Source organism: Cohnella silvisoli (assembly GCF_021190915.1).
GTDB lineage: Bacteria > Bacillota > Bacilli > Paenibacillales > Paenibacillaceae > Cohnella > Cohnella silvisoli.
Window position 1 is genome coordinate 19,229 of sequence record NZ_JAIOAP010000021.1, and the last position, 24,224, is coordinate 43,452.

Sequence of the window (24,224 nt, forward strand, 5' to 3'; positions counted from 1 at the left end):
AACATGAAAAAAGAGAGACCATCGTCCCTCTTCCGCCAAACGCATATTCAGTCGATTCACATTGTTTCCTTTACGTAGAGATCCCCGCTCTGCGCCTCCGCTCCAATTCCCGTTTCAGGCTCTCGAACCCTTTTCCCATCGCCCAGTAATGATTCGACCGAAATATCGGCTTCATCACCGGGGACAAAAATTTGAGCAGCGGTTTTTCCGCGTTTACGTACCAATCGAATCTCACGTTCACGTATTCCCCGTCCTGCTCGAACTTCCACGTGCCATGGCCGGCCAAATCCCCGGAAGCCTTCAGCGACAGGGAAAACGGGGCGTATTCGGCCGTTTTGCACGACTTCCAGCGCAGCTTGTAAGGCAGCTTGCCCTTCGAGAGGATGGCATACGCCTCATTTCCCGTCTCCTTGTCCGTACCAGCCACTTGAATATCCAAATACACCTCCGGCCACCAGCGATGGTAGTCCTTGAAATTCGAACAAACTTCGTAAACTTCCCGAATGTCTCCCTTGATTCGCCAATCCGTCGGCATATAATATTCGTTTGCTCCCATAATATCCGTATCCTCCCGGCTCCTACAGTTGTGCCCGCATGTTGATCAAGGATAACAAACGAGTCTCACAAAATTCTCCCAAGCGTTCGCTCCGCCAGCGCCCGGATCTCTTCCGCCGCATTCCGCTCGTCGTTCGCTGACGTCCGGTTCAAGAAATCGCGCAAAAGCTCCAAATCCGACAATGCAATGGCACCCGAAAAATGATGCCCTTCGTTCATATGCGTCAAATCGACCTCGATTCCCGCTTCCTTCAGAGCCTTCTTCAGCCGGTAAACCGTGTTGTGAAGATTGTTGAGAGCTCGGTCTTCGTCCAGTTCCGACCATAGCAAGTCGACCAGATGCCACTTGCCGGGCAGCCGGTTCGGATACGAGAGCAAATGCGCGAACAACTCCTCCGTCTTCCAGGTCGGCCAGTTGACGAGCTTACCGTCTTTCCCCCTCGTCTCGAACGTCCCCAAGCAGCGGACGGGTGGGTCCTCGGCAGCTGCAGGCGGCCGCAACGCGGCGCGTTTCTCGTGGTTTTTCAACAGTCTGGCCACGACCCTCTCCAACGAGTCCGGCGTGATCGGCTTGAGCAGGTAATCGACCGCATTCACGCGGAAAGCCTCCACGGCATACCCCGGATATGCGGTCGTGAACACGACCTAGGTTTTTCGTCTTCCACGATCAGATGCGAAGAATGCGATATCTTCCCCTCCCCCTTGCAACCTCAACGTGAAATCGCATGCCGCTCCAACCAAGCTAACATATCCGCGAAAAAACGTTCCCGCCCCAAATCGTCAAACGGACGGTGCCGCATCTCATCGTATTCGAATGATTGTTTGTCCCCGGAACCGACGGAATGGAAAAACTCCCGCAGCTTGGCGGGGGGAGTAATCTTATCTTCAAGTCCGTATTGCAGCAGCAGCGGGATTTGAATGGACGACGCCTGATTCGTTAAACGCGATAAGGCTTGCATCAATCCGAGGCCCAAACCCGGGGTTACCGTATCGTGTCGCAGGGGATCGGAGATCAGACGAGACAGGATTTCGGGATCTTGCGTCAATAGATCCGGTTTCCCGGCTTTGCGAACGGCCAGATCGGGTTTCAGCTTCCCCATTAGAGCCATGAGACATTTATCCAAGAAGGTCGCTTCATAAGAAATGGCAGGAGAGATCAATACGAGCCCCGAAATCCCCTCGCCATGAAATAACGTATAATCCGCGCTAATCACCCCGCCAAGGCTGTGTCCCACTACATAGACGGGCAGTTCCGGGGTTTCGGTAGCGGCCAGTTCCCGGAAAACATGCAGATCTCCCCGATACTCCTCCCAAGCACGTATAAACCCTCGTATGCCCGGACTTCTCCCATGTCCCCGTAAATCAGGGGCATACACGATATAACCGCTCTCCGCCAATTTGGCATAAAGGTTTTGCAAACCCCTGCTGTGATCTCCATGTCCGTGAACGGCAATGACCGTTCCTTTGGCGGATTCCCGTTGAAACACTTTGCGGTAGAACAGCTGTGCCCCGTTTACTCCGTAAAAAGTCCCTTCGATTTCTTTCAAAAATACTTCCCCCTTGAGGACGCCTGTGATAACCCCTTGTCGGAAAATAGCAAACCGCGATCCCAAGATTCTCCCAAGTAAACGACTCCCGTTGCGCTTCTATCCCGTCGCCGTTTCGCCCTGTTTCGGCAAATAGACCGTGACGCTCGTTCCCAGCTCCAAGGCGGAATCGACCGTCAAGCTCGCGCCCGGAATGGACGCGAAACGTTTGTGGACGTTCGTCATGCCGATGCCGGCCCCGTCCGGCCGTTCCGCCGCCCGAATCCGGTAAAGCACGTCGTCCGCCATGCCGACGCCGTCGTCGACGATGTCGAACCGCAGATAGCCGTTCCCATCCGAGACCGTCAGCGTTACCGTACCGATCCCTTCTTTCTCGAACAACCCGTGCCGAATCGCGTTCTCGACGAACGGCTGGATCGTGAGCGAAGGAACGAGGACCGTTTCGAGGACCGGATCCGCATGAAGCTTGAAGACCAATCGATCGCCGAACCTGGCCTTCTCAATTTCCACATAAGCTTTGATGAGCTCCAGCTCCTCGTGCAGCGGAACGAGCAGCATCCGCTGATCCCGCTCGAACACGAACCGCAAATAGCGGCTCAGCATGGAGAGCAGATGAGCGGCCCTCTCCCCGTCGGTGTAGCAGAAGGAAACGATGCTGCTGATCGCGTTATACAGAAAATGCGGCTTGATCTGCGCCTGAAGAAACGCGGCCTCGTGCTTGACGGCTTGCTCCATCGCCGATTTCATCGACAGCAGCGTACGTACCCGCGCGGCCAGCGTCTTCGGATCGAACGGCTTGGCGATGAAGTCGTTCCCGCCCGCCCGGAAACAGAGCTCGATGTCGTGCAACGAATCCTTCACCGTCGCGAACAGGACAGGCAGGTCGAGCACCGAACGCGTCTCCCTCACGGTCCGGCACAGATCGATGCCGGACATCTCCGGCATCATAACATCGAGGATGATGAGATCGATCCTCCGACGGTCCCGCAGCTTGCGGAGCGCTTCACTGGCCGAGAAAGCCGTCAGCACGTTATAGTCGTCGCCCAGCAGATTCAGCAGAATCCGTACGTTCGCCGCCTCGTCGTCGACGACCAGGATCGTCTGGTCTCGCTTGTCGTCGAAGATGTCCAGCTCCGCCGGGAAGGCTGCGGCACCATTCTCGGAGGCGACCGCCGCATAGACATGTCCCGTTTCCCAGCCTTCCACCTCAGCCGCCGGAAGCGTGAACGTCATCTGCGTTCCCAGACCGGGTTCGGATCGCTCGACATAGATATTGCCGCCCATCCGCTCGACCAATTGCCGGCTAATATACAAGCCCAGCCCCATCCCCGTATAACCGTCATGCGGCATAGGGCGCTCGGCTTGCTCGAAATACCCGAATATCGCCTCATGGCTTTCCTTCGGGATCCCGATACCCGTATCCTCCACGGATACGATGACTTGGCCATCCTCCGTCCTCGCGCCGATTGCTACCCTGCCTTTTTTCGTATGCTTGATCGCGTTATGGATTAGGTTGTACAGCACCTGGCGCACCCGGTTCTCATCCGCCCGGACGAACGTTCCCGCCCCGATGCGGTTTTCCCAGCGCACGTCCTTGCCCGCCAGCTCGAATTCCAACACCTGGAACGCCGTCTGCGCCGCCACGCGCAAATCCAGCACCGTTTCCGCAAGACGCAGATCCCCATGCTTCATCTGGACAACGTCTACAAGGTCGTTCACGAGCGCCGACAGCTTCGTCGACGTGTCCTGGATGAGCGACAGCTCGCTGCGCTGCTTGTCCGTAAGCGCCCCCGCCTTCCCGTCCAGCAAATAGGAAGCCAAGTTCTGGATGCCGTGCAGCGGCGTTTTCAGTTCGTGCGACGTATTTGCGAGAAATTCATCCTTCAGCTTGTCCCGCAACAGCAATTGCTCCGTCAGCTGCTCCGTGCGGTCCGTAGCACGGGCGAGCCGGAAGGCGAGCAGCGTGTTCACGAACGCGGTAACTGCCAGAAACGCGATCCGTCGGCCAAGGTCCGTCTCGACCCAGCCGAGAGCATAGAGGATTCCGTTCAATGAAATCATCGTAATCGACACAAGCATTCCGACAAGCAGAGCGGTTTCCTTGCGGTCCAATTGTCCGTCTTGCTTGACATACAACCGAATGGCCCGATAGAGATAGAAAGCAACCAGCAGCCCGGCATAATCCCACATCAGATCGCTAACGCCTGAATAGGACGGGTAAGGGAGCATCACCACCGCAACGAGATAGACGGCAATCGGAGCAAAAAGCATCTTGAGCAGCCTGAGCGACATCAGCCTGCCATCCAAGTAATGGAGGAAGATGCCCAGCACCGCGATATTCGTCAACCCGCCAATATAGTAGATTTGCTTCGCCAGTTCATAGGAAAATCCCGGAACGAGTTGAAGCAGCAGCTTATCCCCGCTCATTACGGCTACCGACAGGAAGGTCAGGAAATAAAGGGCGCTGTAAAGATAGGCCTTATCCTTAGGCCTTATGACATAGAGGCTTAAGTGATACCCGCTGAACAGCAGCAGGATGATCAGACCGGAGAACTCCACGGCGAACAGGGTCCGTTCCTTCCGAAGCATGTCCTCCTGCAAGCCGAGCTGCAATTCTTCGAACCCCCCGGAACGGGCGTAGTTGTCGTTCGCCACTTGAAGTACGAAGTCCATATCCCGGCCTTCCGCTTGGATGAACGTCGTATACGGCTTGTTTTCCGGCTTGTAATCTTGCAGATTGTCGGCCGGGTTCCCCCCGCTCCCGATCCATAGGCCGTTTGCGTACAGCCGGTGCGCCCGGTTGATGTTGTTCACCCGAATGCCGTAGCTGCCGCCGCTCTCCTTCAGCTTGACGGTCAGCCGATATGTGCCGTGGGGGGCCTGGCTCGCCTCGCCTAGCGGGCTTCCTCCGTACCACGCGTTCGGTATGCGGGCGATGATGGTCCGGACGCCATCGGCTCTGCCGCTTCGAAAATCATCCGGCGACAGCAATTTGTTCGGGTAGAACGTCCACTCCCCGTCGAGATTGACGAACCCGCTCCCGCCGAAATCCCATCGGCTCAGATCAAGAACGCCTTGCCGGGCCGTCGGGGCTTCCCGGTTCGGCACCGTGTAATCGTAAATCCCCACCAGGAGGAGAAACGAAATCAGCGGAATCAGCGTCAGCCCCGCCGCCAGAGAGGTGAACCGCCGTCACCCCCCCTTTCCTTTTCCGATAGATTAGCAATCTCCGCTCCCAAAATACTCTCAAGCTTCACCCTTACCCGATGCCCCTCGCGGTTATAGATTGCTTCATCGCTTCCGGGACTAGCCTTTTGTTCCTGTTCTCTTTGCACCAATCCGTGAATGCCGCCACTGATTTTCTCAGCTTCTCCCGCGCCCTAGTACGGACTTTCACCCTGCTAGAGTTAACAAGTTTCTTGGCGTACTAATGTGCTTGTATCGGTGACGTTCATTCCCCTTAGATAGCTCTTATCTTAGGGGAATGGATGTATCCGCCTGATTCAGCTTCCTCGAAAAACTAACAAAAAAATCTGCAATCTTCATTGCAGATGCAGTAGTTTAAGTCTGTTTAGATCTATGTTGAATTTTCCATTCATTAAGATATCAAGCCCAAGTAATCCATTGATGTTGTGATACTTAAATGAGGTGAGATCCAATTCAATATTTCTTAACACATATTCTCCTACTTCTATTGATTCCACCATTTTTATGAAGGCGTGTTCCTTGCCACCAATTCCATAACTCGTTATTATATCGTCTTCTAAAGTCACTTTGATTCCAATATCATCAACTTCATCTTGAGAAATTAATGAATGGCTTGCTCCAGTGTCTATGACAATATTGTTAATCACTTTCGTTCGTCCATTATATCTAATGGTTATTTCTGTAAAGAGGAGTCCATCTCTGAATTCAATTTGCATTTAGAGTTTTCTCCTTAATCCTATGCTTTTACGAATCGTTACAACAATTTGGTCCTTAGAAGTACGATAGACTAATGTTTTGTCTTTGCTGTTCAACAATTCTCGTGTGGCATCTTCGTCTTTAATCGGACCGATAACTGCTACCTCATCAATTATTTCCTGAGTGTCCGTCTCTTCGGAATGTAGGATCTCAAATTTCACAAATTGATTTGGATAAATACTTTGAACTTCTTGCCATTTCACGTTTGATTCCTCCAAACGTATTTTTACTTAATTGTATCACTTCTTGGTTTGAAAATCCCTTGATAGAATTTCACCTAACGTTTCCGTGTTCGCGACGTCCCAGCGGCTTAAGGCCACAAAGTGGCCGCGTGCGCGTCAGGCACTTAGCCGGTGGGATGTGTCCGCCTGACCCTACGTCCCCGAAATGCCTCGGGCGGACCGAGGGACGGCGCATGCCGGCCCGATGCGTGAACATATTGTTATCTGATGTCGGGGCCCTCATTGAATTGGTATATAGATTTCCATTTCACTCTCACTTGAAGTAAGAATAAAACGATCATCGTATAATTCTATAACCCAATCCGAAACTTGCTTGTGCCCTTCCCTACCGATCCACGCTACTAGTTCCATGTACGAATCACCAATTTTGAATATTTCGCCCTTATGCGTTATCGTTGCATATTCTCGGGAAGAAATAGTCCTTTCTACGAGACGATTTAATTTCCTTTTATGTACCAAAAAACCGGGTGGATATTTCTGAAGCAGACCAAACGACGGCATCCTCTACCTGAATTTCCGCCACATTTCCCATTCGACCTTCATAGGAACTTCTGACGTTATTTCACGGATTAACTCGAGTGCTCCCGCTTTCGATTAAACTAGTCAATATCCAACAAAATAACACCGTTGCCACATTTTTACTTTAGATATAACGTTGATGTTAGGGGTTTGTCCCCCTTATCATTACCCCGGGAGGTTTTATCGAGATGGACTTGGAAGCTGAAGAAGTAGTAGCGGTTGAAAGTTTGGAAGCGGATGCAGAAGCTGAAGTCGTAGCCGAAGAAGTGGAAGTAATCGAGGCAAGCTCGGATGAGGAAGAAGCCGCTGAGGAAGCTTTCGAAGAAGCTTCTGCCGAGGCAGAAGAAGTAGAAGTCGCCGAAGCGGAAGAAGCGGAAGTTACGGCTGAAGCTGAAGCAGATGAGCCTGCGGAAGCCGAAGTTGCTGCGCACGAAACCGAATCCTCCGACTCGGAGTCGGAGTCGGTCGTTGACTAATTATTAATCCTTAACCGATTTATCAAAGGGGCTTTCCCGCAAGGTCTGAACAGACCGAATGGGAGAGCCCCTTGCCTTTGCATTCTATGGCCGCCTACTCTAACCACAACTCTACTAGCCGCGGCTGCGGAAAAAACTGCGAAGTGCCCATTTACGCTCATGCCGTTTCATATAACGCGGCAATGAACGGAAAAGCTGGCGGCATTCACGGTACGCTTTAGCCGCTTCTTCCGGATTGCCTAAACTCGTATACACGGACCCTAGCCGGTAATAAGCTTCGCAAGAGGAGGAATTAACCTCTTTGAACTCCTGCAAGTACGCAATCGCTTTTACCGGGTCTCGCTTGGAGAACGATTCCGCAAGACGCAAATACGGTTGCCCATACTTTACTCTTGGACTTATGGCCAGCGCCCGCTTCATTTCCCGTTCCCCATCCTCCAAATTCCCAAGACCCAGATCGCAAATCCCGATATCGCTCCAATACTCTGCCGAGTGATCCATTTGCGTCTCAATGCCAAGCAGGATTTCACGGGCTTGACCGAATTTCTTGCTTTCGATCAGCAGACGGGCAAGCTCGGATTTGGCGGATACGTCATGAGGACTTAAGTGGAGTTGCCTTCTCCATTTGGCAATTAAATTGCGACGTCGGAATGGACGGACAATGCTAGGAGACAATCCGATAAATCTGCGTTCCAGGACGTAGAAAATAACCAGAAGAACCAAAATCGCCGCAAATGGGCTTCCTAGCAGCCATGTTAATCCGACGAACAACAAAATTTTACTCATCCGACACCAAGCCCTCCATTTCCCTCTTTTTTCCGATGGTCACGATAGGTATGATGCCCTTTATTGCACTCAAAAGCCAGCTGCCGGCATCACTCGTTAGTTTTTCTCGCTGCCCGCAGCAGCTTCAGCAATCGCCGTTTGCGCACCCGAAATCTGCACATTGGCGCCATCGGGCAGCTTCTTGAATGCCCACCAGCGAACGCGGAGCGAGGTCGCTTCCGTAGCTCCACCTAGCTTCATCCCGATACGGAAACTTCCTTTATCCGGATAAATCAACGTCCCGAAAGTAATATTCGGCAGCTCCGCTTCATATTCCGTATCTTTAAACACGTCGGAAGCACCGTAATACACTTTGGAACCTCCTGAGCCGACAGGCGCGTTCGGATCCGGAATTTCTTCAAGTCCGACGACGACCGTTATTTGGCCATTGCCTAGGCCGTGCGTTATCTCATCGGTAACGAAATTCCGTTTCCCTCTCGAGAAAAAGCGCATACCCGATTTTTCCTGCGTATCCAAAGGCACGTCGACCGTTCCCGTCGCCATCTCATCGTTGATCGTTTGCGGTTTGGGAATACCCAGCTTGAAATCGAACGCGTTCCGTTCAGGATGATAGACGACATCCAATTCCGGTTTGCTTCCGTATTCCAGGTCATAAGCTTGCGACTCCGCATAGAACCGGTTCAGAGACGATGACCGTCCGCTTTGGGATATCCGGTGCATAAGCGAGGCATTAGGAATATATTCGCCAAAAGGTACCCGCTCTACCTGCTCGATCATATAAGTCGGTCCTAACTGAAGGAGACCTATTTTCGCCAGGCATACGTTCTGGTCCGCGAAACCTTCCGCCGCTTGATCTAGCGAGCGTTCATACCAATCCTTCAGAATCCGATCGGCTACAGGCTGAGCTATGATTTCTACGGAATGAGATACCGAATGATCAAGGGGAATCCGGTTATCCCCGATGAATAATTCCACTGCGCCGGCGTTCAAAGTCAGCTTGCCGATCGTACCTGGGCGGTCTTGTACTTTCACGCTGTAGGACAGACGGTATTCCGTCTCTTGTTTGTCTCCCGGCTCCAGAAACCGAACGTTATTTCCCTCTTTGTCCAATGAATCGAAGCCATCTGCAGCATACGCAAAAGAAAGCGAAACGCGAGGCGTCTGCAAAGTCTTCTCCACGACCAACGTCGCATCGATGACATCGCCGGGATTCGCGTATTTGGGCATTCTCTGAGTTACGCGAACGTCGGAATCCTGATAAATCGTAATGACATCCTCCAGCAACCCGGCATGCTCGAAGGACAGCGGAGAAGGCGCTTCTTCCTTAACGTACAGCCGATAGCTTTCCAGAAACCGGTTGTACTCGCTCATCTCTTCTCCGCGGACCGAAGAATTGCCGACCGAATGTACAGGTTCCCGACCCTTCTCATCGTAAGCCGCATACAAGTAGACGTTTTTCTTGTACTCATTGTTCGTAAAACCGTCTATCATAGATAGCTTAAGCGTGACCGGAGAGGATATGACGATTTCCCGGCCAAGGTAGTCGATGGCGACTCCCATTTCCACCGTTATCGTTTTGTCGTCCACGGCCACTACCTGCATGCCGGCGACGACGCCGCTTCCGAAGAGCAGCCGGTTGAGCAGCCTGCGCTTGTCGTTGAAATACTTTTGCTCCGATTCAAAGTCCCGCACCGTCAGCAGTTTGCCGTAAAAATACCTGTTTCTCTCAAATGGAAACATCCTCGCCTTTTTCACCGGAAACCCTCCTTATTTAGTGCGATCAAACGAGCAGCGGTCTGGCGTCTGCGGTTTGTCGTCACCTAAGTGCGATCAAACGAGCAGCGACCTGGCGTCTGCGGTTTGTCGTCACCCTCATTCCAACTCGGAATCCATCTCCAACCGCGTATGCGCGTCCATTCTTCCATCCATGTCCAGATCCACAATCAATGTGTCGTTAGGCATGTTCCTGTCCGTATGCAGCGTGAACAAGGACGGTTCGGCAAGCACGGTATTGATGCCAAGATAAGTATGTAAATCGAGGTACATCCAAGGTTGAAGCCACACAAGCCTTACTTCCGTGAAAGCCGGTTTGTGTTCCTCGACGAGTCCCCGAAGCAGCACGCGTTCCTTGTCCGTCGGCGCCTGACTTTGATCTAGCAAGACGGTAAACGTATGCGGATTGTCGCTATAAAGCCGATCGGTCAGCCACCGCAATTCCGCATGGTCTCTCATAGCCTTGAATTGAAACGACTCAACGATGATAGGAGGTAACCCGGTAAACGTTTCTACGAGTTTCTCGATACCGCGCCTTGTCCCCCTGTACCGGTAAAGCTCGGGAGCCGCTCGTATGAGCCGCCTTACCCACTCGTCGCGCCAATGCTCATCGCTATCGAGTCCGAGCCAGGATCCAAGCCATCGAAGCTGCCTGCCCTCCGCTCGCTCCGAGTCGAACTGCTTCGCCATGCCGTCGATCTGCTCTTCAACGCTATCGAATAACGTACCGAAGAGAGACAGGAATCTCGCCAGGAAATCTCGGCTGCTTTCTTCCTCTTGGTAGACGGCGGGCAAGTAGGACAGCAAAGTCTCTCTCGGAAAATACACCCTAAGGCGGCGAAGCTGCGGCGTATGCCTCTCGCTTCCGATCCACTCGACCTTCAGCCATAAGTATCTTCCCTGTGCTCCGAAAAACAAAGCATCCTGAGGATTTACGATCGGCTGTGACCAATAAGGCGCCAAACCGGCCAGCTTTTCCCTGAACGAATGGTCCTGCTCCGCTACCCAATCGTTCACCTTCCAGACCGTCCCTTGAAGGGGAAGCCATTCCGAATCGGAGCTGAAATAGGAAATCCGAATTTGCGTGCCGTCGGGAATGTCCGCATCGAGCGTGAACTTATGCCATACCGTCTCTGCCTCAGCGCTGTCGAACGCTTTAGATAACCATACGCCTTCGGGAGCCGCGCTTCCTTCCCATCCCATCGTCTGCGGCTGCAGCTCCAACACCGTGACCGTTCGGGCTTCCCCGTTCCAAATGTACATTCGGTCCCGTCCGTCGATAAGCAGGTCGCTAACTTTGCCTCTGAAGCCCGCAACCCGATCCAGAAGCTCGCCGTTCTCGCCGAAATGGACGATGAAGCGGTCATCTTCGCCCTCTTCCCCAATCACTCGGGAGTCCCCGATGTAGATTTGCTTGCGGGAATCGACTCCCAATCCGGCAAAATAAAGCGGCGGCATCAGAAAACGATCGAGCTTGCGAGGTGAGCCGGAAATAATGTACAGCGCGCATGTCAGAGTCTCCAGCACGTACAAATCGCCTTGCGGCGATACGGATAAAAACTGAGTTCCCCGCCACCGTTCCATCTCTTCCGGAAGCTTGGCCGTTAGCCGTTCCTCGGTGTATATATCTACCAATGTTCCGGCGATTGTCAACCGAATTAGCGCTAGCTGTCTGAAACCTAATCCATCGACAGCCGTTTCCTCGTCCGGCGTCTGACGGGTAGTCAGAATATACAACCCGGTTGCATCGGATGCGATGGCGAGCGGATAAAAGGGCGTTTCGTCCAAAAAATGGCCCGACCGCCGGAAACGCAATTGACCGTTCGCCATGTCGTAGGCGGATATGGAAGGCTCTCCGGCAGCGTCCGCGACAAACAAAATGTCTCCGGAAATGGCAAGCATGGCAGACGCCGTGAACAGGTTATGTCCCGGTACGAACAATCGCTCGTGATGCCTGCTGCCTCTGTCATAAGTCCATAGATCCCCGTCCTCGTTCAACAACACCAAATGTCCTTGAGGGGTGATGGCAAAGGCGGTAACCTCTCCGACGCCTTCCAGATGTTCCAAATTGATCGTCTCTAGAACTCCGTATTTCTCTCCCCGCCGGATGGTGACGCCGTCCTCCGTTTCCAGGTTACGGCTTATTCCCCGACGAGCCCAGTGCTCCGGTTGATTTAACGAATAATAGGTTGCTCCGCCTTCCACTTTCATCCCTCCTCTCTGCTTCTTAATCCGCTAGAGTTGCGTTCGGCTAATCAGTTCTATGCGATGATCCCCGGAGAAAATAATTCCGCTATCCGGAAGCAAAATATCCCCGCCGGCGCTTTTCCTTATTGATTTCCCCTCTGCGTCTAACCATAAATCCTGCACGTAGGCAATCCCTTTAATCCGGCTAATGGCGCTGTAGATATCGCCTTTATGCACCGTGCGCCCGAAAGGCCAGCCTTGAATGCCATCCGGTTTGTCCAATGGGGAAATCAAGCGATTGAGCGCCGCAACGATCCGATGCCCTTCTTCCATAAAATGCGGCTCCACGACCACTACCGCATGTACGGTCACTTGCACGTATTCCGGCGCGATGACATGGACTTCCGTCGTAACCAGCCTTCTGTCGTCGAGATGCTTCGCAACCGTTGCCAGAAAACCAGGGCTTGGCATTGGAGTGTCGTTTAGCCCCTTCGGAACGACCACAACGGTAACCGCGCCCGGCGCGGATTTTCCTCTTCCCGGCGCATAATGGGGAATCACATGCACCCTTGCCACTTTCAAACCCGGAGTACTCTTGGCGATTCTCACGTAATCATCGTTCGTCACCGCGCAATAAGGGGTTTGCCATTCCTTCTGCGCCCGCTCCAAGCAATCCTCAAGCGATTCTCCTTCCGCCCCGCCAACGCCATAACCGGCGTTGTCCGCGGTCAGTTGAAGCTCATCCAGTTCCGGCTGAATCCAAGAATTGAGCAAATGGGGTTTAATATTGCCTCGTTCTCCGCCGCCTAATACGCAGGACATGACGCATAAATTCAAATCTTCATGGGAAGCCGGAATTGCTCCGTTCTCATCGTTGCCGAACTTTAATTCACCCGTAGACGGATTGTACACATAATGACGATCAAGCGGTCCTGAACGGTCAAAATCCCGGACTGGCTCCCAGTCTTCCCATAATAACCTGCCGCCGTCTCCCTCAGGCACTCCTACTTGAAGCAGCAGTCCGTTGCTCCATTTGCATGGCAAATCATAAAGCTGGAATTTCTGATAAGGCAGCCCGTTGCTGCGGCCAATATAACAAAGGGAGGTGAATTCCTCGGAATAATGAATTCGGCGTATGTTCCCCTTGCCTTGCGGAGGAATCGTGCCTAGCACTCCGTCTCCGAATCGGACGGTTACCGGGCCGTTGCTGCCGGAATGTCGTTCAACCGTATAACAAGTGCTCTGAGCGTCGGCATTCCCGGCATCGAAATTCGGGATCTCGCGCCATTCCCGCCAACGTCCATCCGACTCCCGGACTTGAACTCGCAATTTCCCGTAACGCGCAAGGAAGCTATCGTCTTCAATGGAGAACCCGGGCATTCCGTTGCTATCGAACAATGCCTGCTCGCTCTTCGTGTCTTGCTGCCTTGCCCTCACCGTATTCAGCAGCAGCCGATCAATCCGCGGCGGCAGCTCATAGCCGGATTCCTCAAGCGTGCAGCTTATCCAGTAACGCGGACGGTCTCCGGCGGGATGGACGATGACAGGCCGCAGCGGTGCCGTTATTTCGAATGTAATCCTACCGCTATAGGTCAAATGCAGCGTATCGTCCTCAAGAAGCCGCAGCGGCAGCCACGAAACGCCATGCTTTTCCTCCCAGCCGTATGCTTTCCAAGCGACTCTAGCGGAAGGAATAACACCTTCCGGTTTGCCGCCGGCAATGTCCGCCGTTCTGTTCGAATCTTCCGCCAAACGAATATGTAACGAGATGATTTCGCCAACGACCGGCTCGCGATCGAACGCGATATATAATCGGCTGTCGGCAGCCGCTTCTCTTCCAAAAGCATAGAAAGCAACATTTCCTCCCGTATTGGAAGCGGACCGATCGCTGGCTTCCCGTTCCGTACGAGTAACGATCCGGTCGATGGCAAGCGGCAGAAGCCGAACCCGATCCAATGTTTCAAAGAGTTGATCCTCCGCCAGCAGCTTCGTTCCGCGCGGCAGCACGACCGACTCCCGGACGTTGCCGAACGAAACCTCTGCTTCTGCGGAAGAAGCTTCCCTCGGAGATACGCCAAGCAGATCAAGAAATTTGCGCAAATTACGTTCCGGAACCCGGCTTAAGTAAAACTGCTGCATCTCGCTCAGCCAGGAAAACAACTCCAGGAACGTCACGCCGGGATCATGCGTGTTCTCATCCGTCCATTCCGGCAACCGCTGAGGTATGCTGCGGCGCGCTTCCTGCAATATGCTTTCGAAAGTACGATCGTCGAGCGGCAGACGCGGTAGCATAAGGATCAACCCTCCTTTCGTAAAAATAAAATTTTATCTATGAAAGTACGACGGTAAGACGATGATGGCGACCGTTCGCAACGATACCATGTTGCACGAGGCGGATATTGTCCGGCATCATCTCGACGGACTCTCCATTTTCCGTACGAAGTACGCTTATATGCAGCTGCTCCACCCTTTGAACGCCTCTCACCGATTGCAATAACCCGTAGAAAGCCGATGAATGGATAGGCTCGCCGATTTCCCATCCCTGCCCGTCCAATTGGCCGTTAATCGGGTTCAAAAACCGGTTCAGCAAATCCAAGCAAGCTGTCTCGACCTGCACGATAAGATCCGGGGAATCCACGACCAGCGTCGCAATAACCGATATTTCCAGGAACGCCGGCGGAATTACGATTAGCCGTCCCCCGGATGCGACCAAGTTAGAAGCTGTACGGCGCAATACCGATTCCAGATTTCGTTTCGTTTCCGGAAAATGTTCTTTACCCGCCTCGCCGCCGGAAGGAAGCGCCACGACGACAAAAGAGCCGGGAGAATGCTCTAGCTTTACGTTGCGATTCGGCAAACATTTGACTTTCAGGATGCCAGGGTCGGTTTCCTTGACCAGCCACTCGACATCGGCAGCGGAGATGGCGCGGCCTCGATGCTTCAACTGCTGCGGCCCCCTGAGCAAAGCTCCTTCGATCGACTCCGAGTCCCCTCCCCCGATAGCGGGCAATGGATTGGACACCCCGTTCACGAAAGCAAGCGACTGCATAATACCGGCTATTTGACCTCTTCCCACGTTGCCGCGGGAGCCGTTCGTCACTTGGTAGGTGACACGGATTTTATCTCCCCCCTCGAGCGGAGGGGCCATTCCCCGTACGCCGTTCCCAAACCGGATCAGTCCGGTAGCTGGCTGAATCGTATAGTGCCTCTCGTCCGAAGCCGATCCGTTTAACGAGTGAACCTCATTCCAGCGAACCCATAGACGTTGAATGTTTCCTTCGCTGTCCCTGTAAATCTCATAACGGTCCGGGTCCGATTCCGCTAATCTATTCAGCTCATGCTCCCCGATAAATCCGGTCTCGTCGACCCATACCTCTTGACTTACGACCGGAGTTTGAGACAAGATATGACCGCCTTTGCCGATTTCCGGGTATTCGTTAATGACCGTCCGTTGCTGAATGGCAAGCACCGCATTGCGATGAATGCTCGTCACGCTAGGGAGGACGATGTCGCTCGCCCCGTAACGTCCGTCGCGGTTCACGGCGCGCAGCCATACCCTTTCCCGGCCGAATAGCGTTGCAACAGCTAGTCCGGCAGGGCCGACGAATTGAAGCATTCCCGATTGGGTGAATCCCTGGGTTTCATCGACCGTTTTCAAAGCCGCCCATGACCATTCATTGCCGCTCTGTACGTAAGCTTCCCACTCGACCCAAGGGATTTGTTGTTCCGCAGCCGGTTTTCTGCCCAACGTAAATTGCATGCGGATAGGTCCTTTAAGCGGCGGAACATCAAATGCCATGTATACGGAAGGAGCAGGACAAGGAATAGGCAAAAACGGCTTGAACGTATCGCCGCCTTGCTGCACCGTAGCGGTTACGTCGGTCATGATTGCGTTGTTTAGGGTAAATGCGTTATCCGGTCTCAGATCGGTGGAGGCGGGATAAGCATATGAGAAGGCCATCTTCTCCAGCCTTGGACTCATGTATTCGACGACTGGCGCGGTTGGAGTATCCGTTGCCGTAACGCGTGCACGGATCCAGCAATCTTCCCGCCCGTTCACGAACGTCTGCGCCATGTCCTCCGGACATGGAAATTCAAGCTTGATCTCCCGTTGTTCCTCGGACAGACCCACGAACAACTCTTCGAAAGCACCGCTTTCCGGCAGCCTCATCCAGTTGTCGCCATTCCAATACTCCCAATGGACCCGTCTTATATATAGCCGCGGCAATGGTTTTTTCTCGAAATCCGCCGTTCTCATAACCATTTTCCAACGTATTTCAGGATCAGGTCCGGTTCTTAACGCATTGGGGACGTTCTTCGCTTGGAAGGTCATCCGCAGCCGGCTGCCCCGCTTGCTGAAGGCTTCCGGACAAGCCGCATAAAACACGGAATAAGGCACGGAATATTCGCCAAAAGGATAGAAACCGGATTTCTCAAGCTCCGTATCGTTGAAATAAAGCTCACTTGGGGCGATGCCTCCCGGATCAAGTTCGGTATCATGCGAAGCCCGCATCGTAACCCGATCCATCTCCGGAATGGCTTTCAGTACGGGAGGACCGCTTGCTCCGTCCGTGCTAGGCTTCACTCGGCAGCGAATCCAGCGCCCAGCAACTTCGCTTACCTCTGTAGACTCCACGGCTCCGAATGTTGTTTTCGAAAGCGTAATCTCCTGCCCTTGAACAGTCGCCTTCTCGAACGGAATCCACTCGCTTCCCCGGGAATAAGACCATTCCAACCAATCCATTCGCGAGAAAATCGAGGCTAGATCGCCTTCTACGTACCTGCGCTCGGCATTATGCCATTTCAGCGTCAATCGAGCAGGATGGTTCAAATGGAATAAATCGTCGTTGCGAATGTAGAAAACATGATCCTGAAGGTTATCACCCTCTACAGAGAACAGCGACAGTTCCGGCACCGTTCCCGCTAACAGATGATCATTGTAGCGCTCGCTCGACAGTATAATCCGGTCACGATCCGGATGTACGTTATACAGCTCGGTCAGCTTGGCCGGAGTAATGAGTAGCGCCCCCTCCGTTTCGAACGGAAGCTCTTCCCCTTCATCATTTGGCTCAGCAGTCAACTGCGTCCCGCTGGGAACATATACAGGTTCCCGCACTCCGTCATTCAGCGCAAATACGACATGCGTACGCGCAGGGCGGGCAGGCTGAATTTTTACCTGAAGCAAATCAAGGAAAGCTATGAAATTATTGAGCGGAACGCGATTCAGCCGTTTAATGTTTTCCCCCAGCATGTCCGCCGCCAAGTAGAACAACGCGGTGCCCGCATCCGGGTCATCCGGCGAGAATCGCCATTCCGGCGTATAATGGGGTACCATCGCCTTCATCTGATCGACGAGAGCGTTAAGGTCCCTCCCATCGATCGCAGGCGAACGGGCTAACCCGTCTTGCCATTGCTCTGATTTCATACGTTTTGTCGCTCCCGTTATTTCGTTCCTTCTTCCAAGTAGAAGGGGTAAACCTGATTAAACAAATTGTTGGTGGAACGGACGATATAGTTGACGATGAGCAGCATACGTCCGGACTGCGACTCGTCAAGCCTCGCTTCGACTTCAACGTCCGTCACGCGCGGCTCCCATACCGTGATCGCTTGCGTAATGTCGCTTTCCAGAAGCCGCATCGTCGTCTCGTCGGTCGTGCCGAACACGAAGTTGCGGAGACCGCAGCCGAATTCGGGGCGCATGACGCGCTCCCCCCTAGATGTCATGAGGATGATGCGAATGGCTTCCGCGATATCCTCTTCGCCTTCCGACAGAAGGAATCGTCCGGTCGTAGCGTCTACGGCTATCGGAAACTTCCAGCCTCTGCCCAAAAAGGAAGCGCTCATCGTTTGTTGTCCCCCTCATCCGGTTTAGTTGATTTTGACCATCGCGCCTTTGATCGTGACCATTCCGTCCGATATTAAATCCAGCTTTGCCCCGGCCTTCACTTTCATCGTCGCGGTTGCTTCCAGATTAATTTGCGTGCTCTTAATCGTAATGGCTTTGGTAGATTCTATTGAAATGTCGCCTTTGTTGTCGATCGTGATTTTGTTCGTGCCCGATTTAATCGTGACCGTACCGGCGGTGCTTCCCGCCAGAACGACGGATTGCGCATCGCTCTTCGTACCGAGCGTAATCTTCTCGTTCTGGTCGTCGATTTCAAGCTTGATGCCTTTTTTCGTTTTCAAGGTCACCTTGCCCGCATTGGCCGTATCGTCGAAAATAAGCTCATGTCCGGCTCTAGAGTAAATTTTGCGAAGGTTGTTTGCGTCATCCTTGGCCGGCGGCTTGTTCGTCGAATTCCATAAGGAACCGATGACGAAAGGCTGATTCAGGTTGCCCAGATGGAAAGCGACCAGCACCTCATCTCCGACTTCCGGGACGAACAAAGTTCCCATGCTGCTCCCCGACATAAGCGACGTGATGGGCGCCCAGTCCGTTTCGTGCGAATTTTCCCGCAGGGGGAACTTCAGCTTGACGCGGTTTAAGCCATCCGGGTCTTTGTTGTTCGTGACAGTGGCGACCATGACTCCGTTAATGGTTCCGTAACCGCTGCTTGCGCCGCCATCGGATTGGGAAGGAAAAAAGTCGCTCATTGACGGCATTAGATCGCATTCCCTTCCACGTTGAAATTGGTTATGTATCCCTGGTTGTTAATAATGTGCGTTACGCCGCTTAGAACAAGGGGCTGGTTGAATTTAGGACCAAGCCCTTCAAGCTTGATGTGGCGACCCGCCCGCATTTCCGGAAGTCCGACGCATTCGCCTTCGCCGCTGATCAATCCCATTGCACGCTCGTTAAGCATGGAGTTCGCTAACGTTTGTGCTTCGGCTTGGGTCGACACGTTGCTGTAGACGGTTTCGACTAAGTGGCTCGATAGGGTGGCCATAATGTCTTTGCCCGTCTTGCCGTTGCTGCCGATGATGCTCACCGTCTGGGAAGTCGCCTGGAAAGGTACCCGGGTTTTCGGATCCGTACCGCGCACGATAACTTGGCTGACCTGATTGGAAATGTCTACGTCTGTCGAATAGCTTCGCAGGTTTTTGCCGTACATAAGCGTAATGACGGGACTGGCGGACGGATTCGGCTTGCGAAAATAAAGCTTCTGTCCGATAACGAAAAAATCATGGTGATTTTCCTCGGCCAAATGCTTCAAAAAATGAAAATCGCTCGTCCGCATTTGCTCGATGGTCGGCTTGGGCGTCAACGTATCGTCGACCTGCAGCTGTAAGCTGTATTTTCCGCCGATTTCCTTAACGACGTCGCTGACTTTCTTATTGAGCCACAGGTTGGATTTAACGCTTCGCATCATGAGGAAGGAACGATCCATGCCTTTGACCGTCACGGTCGGTTGGCCTTCCGCGGGATAATCGAGCGAAAGCCCCGTAATGATGCCGTCGAACACCGTCTCTAGCTTGTCGGTATAGCCCATCTTGATCGTGATCGTCTTCCCGACTTCGATGAGAGCTCCGACCCACTTGAACTGGCGTGCCACGGCATCATAGGCATTTTCGATCCTGAATTGGAAGGAATCCGATTTCGGCTCCATCGTCGTCTCCACTTTAAGGAACGATACGGCAATTTTCTGCAAAGTAAAGCTTTGTCCATCGATGCTGATGTCGAAAGCCGGCGCGAAAAAATTACGGTATTTTTGCTCTAGCGTTGCGAACTGGTATGTGGTGCTGTCGAATTTGATGGTCGCCACGATACTCTCACTCCAGCCTTGGTATAATCAGCTTACGCCCTACGGGCAGCTTGCGCGGATTGTCGATTCCGTTCGCTTCGGCAATCGATCGCCATTGTCCCGGGTCTTCGTATTCTTCCGCTGCCAGCATCCATAGCTGCTCGTCTTGCTTGAGCATTTTCTGCTTCGTGCGGTCCGCGCTTTGGCGAGGGATGTTCTGATATTGCTCGGTCATCGACTGGACGGCCCGGAAAGTCACGTTTAATGTCGCACGGACAGGGAGGCCGGAGTCTAGGAACATCGTGAATCGCTGCTGTATTTTCTCGGCTACGCCTTTGAAATCGAGCGAGCCCCAGACGAAGCGGCATAAAGGCGGAGCATGAAGATCGTTGTCGACATTGAGCAAGCCGGAAATTTTGGCCGTATGCGTCCTGACGTCGGTACCCTTCTCGTAGGTATCGAAGAACAAGTCCATTGTCAGCGTCGTCGCCTCGCCGCTGACGAACTGAGCAAGCGGCGATTGCAGGCCGGGAATCGTCTGCCAGGCAAATTGGTTCCCCGACTGCAGCACATATTCGTTCGGATTAAACAATACGTTAACAGTTTCCTGCGAGTTGCTCTTAATGATGATGATCTTCGCTTTGGTTAATGCCAATCCGCGTCCCCTCCTTTGCCTCGCTGGTGCGTTAACACGCTCTTACCGGCTTAATAACCACGCAGCCGCTGCTCGAATTTCATTCGCTTCATCAGAGATTTGTAAACTTGATCCGCGATCTGATCCGGATGAAGCTGTGGCAATTCGCTTATGACCTTCTGCAACTGCTCCAAGTTAATGGACGGAGCTGCCTCCGTGGTCGTTGCTCGTGCTGCCGGCTCCTGTTCAGTTGGCACGGGTTCTCTCGTGTTGCGGCGAAGCTCCAGCAATACTGCTGGACTTTGTCCTTCGGTTGCATTCTCCGAAAGACTATCAGAACTCGATGAGCGTCGGCGAAGCTCTGCGGCATGCGAATTAGTGTGTGATAATAATAGACTTCGTTGGCTTAATTCCGTCATAGGCTGAAGTATCGTTGTTGCTTGTGCTGAATGGGCGGTCTGGTTAGGTAAACCCGTCTGCATTCGTTGAGTTGTCTCTATTGTTGATAGCAGTGGCTGCGATTGATTTCCTATTGGCGATCTCCTACGCGGCGTAAGCGGTGAAAGAAATCGACTCATCTCGGCAACATTTTGCTTTGGCATTCTGTCTGTGCGTGTCGCCGGGGCTTGTACGAGTGGAGATAACGCTCCAGCCCGTAAGCCCGATGTAGCTACTAACGGCGATTTTCCCGAGTTATGCTGGGAACGCTCAAATCGAGTTTGCGAGAATTCCGCCCGTCTTGAAAGCTCATCTGGTCGAGTCCCAATGCGTCGCATCGTAGCAGAAACTAGTTGTAACGGCGAAAATACCCGGGCAACTGCCGACATTGTTGACGGTAAAATTTCAGATCGTTGTACATTCGAAGCAGGATTATCTTCTGATGAAGTAATCGTTTGACCATTCGGCCCGGCCACCGGTGTAGACGCTTCAGCCATCCGACTCAGCGTGGTAGATGCTAGTGTTGGTGATGCTGCGATTTTACGCAATGTCTTTGGCATAGATGGAGGTGACTCTTTAATTCTGCGAAAAGTCGTAGGTATCGGTATTGGTTTCTCTGAGATTCTACGATTAGTTTTAGGCATTTGCGCTGGTGCCGTGACCCTTCGTAATGTCGTTGGCGTATGTGTCGGTGACTCTATGATTCTACGATTAGTTTTAGGCATTTGCGCTGGTGCCGTGATCCATCGAAAAGTTGTTGGCGTACGTGTCGGTGATTCTATGATTGTTCGATTAATCGTAAGCACTTGTGCTTGCGATGATATGAATCTGCGTACAGTCATAGGTAATGATGATGTTGGTTGTGCGGTTCTATTTCCTGTCGGCAATTGGGTTAATGACCCATTCGGTTGCCGTAAAGAAGGTGTTGTTGAACTGTCTGCGGGATGAGCCATTTTCGATAATGGTTCAGAAGCGGCGACCATTCGGCGCAGTGTTGTAGGTACTGGTAATGTTGAAGATACTGATCGACGTAAAGTAGCGGTAACCGGCTGAGAAGGCGAATCCCCATGGTTTTTCGACACTGGTATGGGTGTTGACGGTACTTCAGGTCGATGATGCGTTACCGGGGCTGATGCTGGTGTTGTAGCTGCACCTACTCGACGAATTCTCGCCTGCACGAGCGCTGATATTACGTCCGACTTTTTTAGGGTATCGAGCTTCTTAGGTAACAATCTTGTGATACCCGATTGCTGGATTACAATAGGTGCGGATAATGTCCGAGCAGCCATTCGGCGAAGCACGATGGGCAACGGAGTAGAGTTTGCAGCCGCTCCTCTAACCTTTGAAGTTAATTCGGTTGTACCTCCAACAGGGGTTCCCGTAGAAGATGAAACTGCTTCCGCCATTGGGGAAGTTAAACCGGATGGATATCGATGCCCAAGTTCAGAACCCTTCGTATCCATTTGATTTATTTCAGTCTGACGGTTTTTAAAGCTCGTCTCGGGCAACTTGCGATTCAGTAAACCTTGAGACCTCTTCAACACAAATTCGTTCTGAAGATTTCCTGCGCGCTCCGCCAATCTTGCTGCAATCTGATAACTGGAAATGATAGGCTGAGCTAATAGTGGGATCATTTGCGATTTAACTTGCCCGGAACCTCGAACGATGCGACCGATAACCACATTATCCGATGATGGATGGGCTTCCTGCGCCATTGGTCTACTAGTTTCCCTTGCAGCAACTTTCGTCGATCCCTTGCTTGGCAGTTGAACCGTTTGTTCTTGCCAAGTTCTATTTCCGGGCAATCGATGGGATAGTCTTAGCTTTAGGAAACCCAATATCGAATTCGAATCCGCTCTGAACGCGCGAGCCTTATTCTCAGGATAAACCTCCGAAGTTTCCTCCCAATCCGCTGCCCCGTTTTCTCCAGTTGACCACCGATGTTCCTGATTGTCACGACGGATAGGGAGATGGTCACCCTCCGTTTGCATTGGGTGCAGGTTCCCCTCCGTTTGCACTGGGTGCAGGTTTTCCTCAGCTTGCTCCTTGCGAGATCCCCATTTGGTAGTCGCCGAAGTTTCTTGTTCGGAAATTGGGCGAAGGGTCATCCGGGGCGGATTAGAATCGATGGCAGATCTACCCGATGGCTGCTTGTCGTCTTCAACCGAAGCCGGATTTACACCCATGCTTTTAGTCCTTGCATCCTGACTTTCCTGCATTGAAATCAAATCGACAGAAGGAACAATTCGAGAAGGACCGCTTGCCTGCGAAAGCCGATAGACGTGATAATGTTCACCGCCGGCTGAAACTTCCTTATTTACTGGTTTATTTGGATTAGCTGGAGTTGGGTTGCTTACATTAGCCGGACTCATACCACGCCGAGTCGTCACTTTTCGGTTAATAAAAATAACGTCAGCGTAACCTGGTATTGTTCGTTTGAGCCTATTTTGAGCCAGCGCCCTATTGGTTTTCGTTTTCTGTACCATTGGGTCTGCTAGCATTCTCTTCCGGTTTAAGTCCGTACGGAACCCTTTCCGAGGCTTGCGAAAAGAAAGATTAGTTTTGGCCGTTAATGGCCAAGCAGTCCGTTTCCCTATCGATTCGGCAAAAGGAAGCTTAACGGCATTCAACGTACCTTCCTGAATCGGGTTCACTTCAATCGCGCTTGTTGGTACATAGAGTTCATCTGCTGCATGGGAGAGATGTTGTTGCGGTTGCGGCTGGTTAGATAAATCCATCTCGCTGGACTGGTGATCAACTCTGTCTGGACTGACCGACCGAATCGTTTGTTTCGTTTCCGGACGATTAGGCACTGGCTGTCTATTGGTTTTATTCTTGAATACGGCTTTCGGAAATGCCGACGGTTGCTTTAACGATTGATTAGAAAAATGATCTCGCGACATGGCTTCGATACTCGCACGATCGTGATTCGACAAGCCGAAATCCGACCGATCGTGTACCGTGCTTGATATCGCTTGTTCCCTTAACCTTCTTTGATCCATGATGATTCGATCTACTTCGCGTACGACAACAATTCGCTTTTCGACGATCTTCTCGCGTTCGATGATTTTCTCGCGTTCTACAAGCTTCTCACGCTCTACAATCTTCTCGCGCTCGACCAGACGTTCCCGCTCAACAATCCGCTCCCTGTCCATAAAGCGATTCTGTATGACAGGTTTTCCTATTGGGGCAGGCTGTGCCGAAGGATGGATGTGATAATGCACGGAACTCGGAGACGGTTTTCGGACAGCTTTGCGGCCTTCGCCCGAAGATATCCTAAAAATCAAGGGAAGCCCGCTCTTGAAACCGCGGCGGATAGGTCCGTATTTGCCGGTTATGACACTGGCAAACCAATCATGGGGTACCTTCAAGCCTGCTGCAGATCGAGGCCATTCCTTTTTACGTCCCATACTTCCCCCTCC

Annotated in this window: 18 protein-coding genes; 1 reads left to right on the top strand and 17 read right to left on the bottom strand. The window is 52.5% G+C overall.

The features are described 5' to 3' along the window. Nucleotides 1–70: 70 nt before the first annotated feature. The 7 genes from K7P76_RS28985 to K7P76_RS33815 form a co-directional block, all read right to left on the bottom strand. A complete protein-coding gene (locus tag K7P76_RS28985) occupies nucleotides 71–556 on the bottom strand; it encodes an SRPBCC family protein (RefSeq protein WP_232189566.1) in 486 nt (161 codons plus the stop codon). A 65-nt stretch (nucleotides 557–621) separates the two neighbouring features. Further along, the gene (locus tag K7P76_RS28990) at nucleotides 622–1,152 is read right to left on the bottom strand and encodes an AfsR/SARP family transcriptional regulator (RefSeq protein WP_232189567.1); all 531 of its coding nucleotides are present in this window, start codon (nucleotides 1,150–1,152) and stop codon (nucleotides 622–624) included. Nucleotides 1,153–1,265: 113 nt separating this feature from the next. Further along, nucleotides 1,266–2,102, bottom strand: a complete 837-nt coding sequence (locus K7P76_RS28995; RefSeq protein WP_232189568.1) for an alpha/beta hydrolase — start codon at nucleotides 2,100–2,102, stop codon at nucleotides 1,266–1,268. Nucleotides 2,103–2,201: 99 nt separating this feature from the next. Continuing rightward, nucleotides 2,202–5,210, bottom strand: coding sequence for an ATP-binding protein (locus K7P76_RS29000; RefSeq protein WP_232189570.1), 3,009 nt, complete (start codon nucleotides 5,208–5,210; stop codon nucleotides 2,202–2,204). Between the two features lie 434 nt (nucleotides 5,211–5,644). Then, nucleotides 5,645–6,025, bottom strand: coding sequence for a retropepsin-like aspartic protease (locus K7P76_RS29005; protein ID WP_232189571.1), 381 nt, complete (start codon nucleotides 6,023–6,025; stop codon nucleotides 5,645–5,647). Further along, complete coding sequence (locus tag K7P76_RS29010) at nucleotides 6,026–6,268, bottom strand: hypothetical protein (protein WP_232189572.1); 243 nt, start codon at nucleotides 6,266–6,268, stop codon at nucleotides 6,026–6,028. It lies immediately after the preceding gene. A 258-nt stretch (nucleotides 6,269–6,526) separates the two neighbouring features. Then, the gene (locus K7P76_RS33815) at nucleotides 6,527–6,808 is read right to left on the bottom strand and encodes a GyrI-like domain-containing protein (protein ID WP_373692543.1); all 282 of its coding nucleotides are present in this window, start codon (nucleotides 6,806–6,808) and stop codon (nucleotides 6,527–6,529) included. A 206-nt stretch (nucleotides 6,809–7,014) separates the two neighbouring features. On the opposite strand from K7P76_RS33815, the gene K7P76_RS29015 reads away from it, so the two are divergent. Beyond that, nucleotides 7,015–7,302 carry a hypothetical protein gene (locus tag K7P76_RS29015; protein WP_232189573.1) on the top strand — a complete coding sequence of 96 codons (288 nt, stop codon included), beginning with the start codon at nucleotides 7,015–7,017 and terminating at the stop codon, nucleotides 7,300–7,302. A 114-nt stretch (nucleotides 7,303–7,416) separates the two neighbouring features. On the opposite strand, the gene K7P76_RS29020 is transcribed toward K7P76_RS29015, so the two are convergent. The 10 genes from K7P76_RS29020 to K7P76_RS29065 form a co-directional block, all read right to left on the bottom strand. Then, nucleotides 7,417–8,088: a tetratricopeptide repeat protein gene (locus K7P76_RS29020; RefSeq protein ID WP_232189574.1), complete on the bottom strand. Its 672-nt coding sequence runs from the start codon at nucleotides 8,086–8,088 to the stop codon at nucleotides 7,417–7,419. Between the two features lie 96 nt (nucleotides 8,089–8,184). Further along, nucleotides 8,185–9,843: a hypothetical protein gene (locus K7P76_RS29025; RefSeq protein WP_232189575.1), complete on the bottom strand. Its 1,659-nt coding sequence runs from the start codon at nucleotides 9,841–9,843 to the stop codon at nucleotides 8,185–8,187. 117 nt (nucleotides 9,844–9,960) lie between these two features. Then, entirely contained in the window at nucleotides 9,961–12,066 is a 2,106-nt protein-coding gene (locus K7P76_RS33545) for a phage tail protein (RefSeq protein WP_232189577.1), read from the bottom strand. A gap of 30 nt (nucleotides 12,067–12,096) precedes the next feature. After that, the gene (locus K7P76_RS29035; RefSeq protein WP_232189578.1) at nucleotides 12,097–14,340 is read right to left on the bottom strand and encodes a baseplate J/gp47 family protein; all 2,244 of its coding nucleotides are present in this window, start codon (nucleotides 14,338–14,340) and stop codon (nucleotides 12,097–12,099) included. A gap of 37 nt (nucleotides 14,341–14,377) precedes the next feature. Continuing rightward, nucleotides 14,378–17,473: a baseplate J/gp47 family protein gene (locus tag K7P76_RS29040; RefSeq protein ID WP_232189579.1), complete on the bottom strand. Its 3,096-nt coding sequence runs from the start codon at nucleotides 17,471–17,473 to the stop codon at nucleotides 14,378–14,380. A 17-nt stretch (nucleotides 17,474–17,490) separates the two neighbouring features. Then, the gene (locus K7P76_RS29045) at nucleotides 17,491–17,892 is read right to left on the bottom strand and encodes a GPW/gp25 family protein (protein ID WP_232189580.1); all 402 of its coding nucleotides are present in this window, start codon (nucleotides 17,890–17,892) and stop codon (nucleotides 17,491–17,493) included. Nucleotides 17,893–17,916: 24 nt separating this feature from the next. Next, nucleotides 17,917–18,651, bottom strand: coding sequence for a phage baseplate assembly protein V (locus K7P76_RS29050; RefSeq protein WP_232189581.1), 735 nt, complete (start codon nucleotides 18,649–18,651; stop codon nucleotides 17,917–17,919). Next, nucleotides 18,651–19,751: a phage late control D family protein gene (locus K7P76_RS29055; RefSeq protein ID WP_232189582.1), complete on the bottom strand. Its 1,101-nt coding sequence runs from the start codon at nucleotides 19,749–19,751 to the stop codon at nucleotides 18,651–18,653. The genes K7P76_RS29050 and K7P76_RS29055 overlap by 1 nt, the downstream gene beginning before the upstream one ends. Before the next feature lie 7 nt (nucleotides 19,752–19,758). Then, nucleotides 19,759–20,385, bottom strand: a complete 627-nt coding sequence (locus tag K7P76_RS29060; protein ID WP_232189583.1) for a CIS tube protein — start codon at nucleotides 20,383–20,385, stop codon at nucleotides 19,759–19,761. 50 nt (nucleotides 20,386–20,435) lie between these two features. Beyond that, nucleotides 20,436–24,212, bottom strand: a complete 3,777-nt coding sequence (locus K7P76_RS29065; protein ID WP_232189584.1) for an IMCp domain-containing protein — start codon at nucleotides 24,210–24,212, stop codon at nucleotides 20,436–20,438. Between the last annotated feature and the right edge of the window lie 12 nt (nucleotides 24,213–24,224).

Excerpts from the sequence above, each read along its gene's own strand:
- K7P76_RS29035 (WP_232189578.1), bottom strand. The coding sequence starts at position 14,340 with ATGCTACCGCGTCTGCCGCTCGACGATCGTACTTTCGAAAGCATATTG.
- K7P76_RS29065 (WP_232189584.1), bottom strand. The coding sequence starts at position 24,212 with ATGGGACGTAAAAAGGAATGGCCTCGATCTGCAGCAGGCTTGAAGGTA.
- K7P76_RS28985 (WP_232189566.1), bottom strand. The coding sequence starts at position 556 with ATGGGAGCAAACGAATATTATATGCCGACGGATTGGCGAATCAAGGGA.
- K7P76_RS33815 (WP_373692543.1), bottom strand. The coding sequence starts at position 6,808 with ATGCCGTCGTTTGGTCTGCTTCAGAAATATCCACCCGGTTTTTTGGTA.
- K7P76_RS29020 (WP_232189574.1), bottom strand. The coding sequence starts at position 8,088 with ATGAGTAAAATTTTGTTGTTCGTCGGATTAACATGGCTGCTAGGAAGC.
- K7P76_RS29040 (WP_232189579.1), bottom strand. The coding sequence starts at position 17,473 with ATGAAATCAGAGCAATGGCAAGACGGGTTAGCCCGTTCGCCTGCGATC.
- K7P76_RS29015 (WP_232189573.1), top strand. The coding sequence starts at position 7,015 with ATGGACTTGGAAGCTGAAGAAGTAGTAGCGGTTGAAAGTTTGGAAGCG.
- K7P76_RS29005 (WP_232189571.1), bottom strand. The coding sequence starts at position 6,025 with ATGCAAATTGAATTCAGAGATGGACTCCTCTTTACAGAAATAACCATT.
- K7P76_RS29050 (WP_232189581.1), bottom strand. The coding sequence starts at position 18,651 with ATGCCGTCAATGAGCGACTTTTTTCCTTCCCAATCCGATGGCGGCGCA.
- K7P76_RS29045 (WP_232189580.1), bottom strand. The coding sequence starts at position 17,892 with ATGAGCGCTTCCTTTTTGGGCAGAGGCTGGAAGTTTCCGATAGCCGTA.